Source organism: Streptomyces sp. AB3(2024), assembly GCF_041862025.1.
Lineage (GTDB): Bacteria > Actinomycetota > Actinomycetes > Streptomycetales > Streptomycetaceae > Streptomyces.
Map to the genome: position 1 here is coordinate 1 of NZ_JBGWAB010000371.1, position 331 is coordinate 331.

The window sequence follows — 331 nt, forward strand, 5'->3', positions numbered from 1 at the left end:
CCACTCCACGCGGAACAGCGACTCCACGTGAGCGGCACCCGCCGCGTTGACCTGCTCGGCAGAAGCCGGACGCAACGTCAGCGACTCCACCGCCGCAACCGGCCGCCCCGACCCGTCCGCCACCCACAACGCCAGCGCACTCTGATCACCCGCACCCGTCGGCGCCAACCGCATCCGCAGCGCCGAAGCACCCACCGCATACAGAGAGACACCGGCCCACGAGAACGGCAGCAGCGCACCCGAAGCGGCCTGCCCGGACGGGTCGCCGTGGCCGATGGCGTGGAGTCCCGCGTCGAGCAGTGCCGGGTGCAGCCCGAACCGGGCCGCGTCC

At 73.1% G+C, this 331-nt stretch carries 1 protein-coding gene; it reads right to left on the reverse strand.

From position 1 onward, the window contains the following. A partial coding sequence (locus ACEPPI_RS40820) for a polyketide synthase dehydratase domain-containing protein (RefSeq protein WP_373920287.1) occupies positions 1–331 on the reverse strand: 331 nt, incomplete at both ends.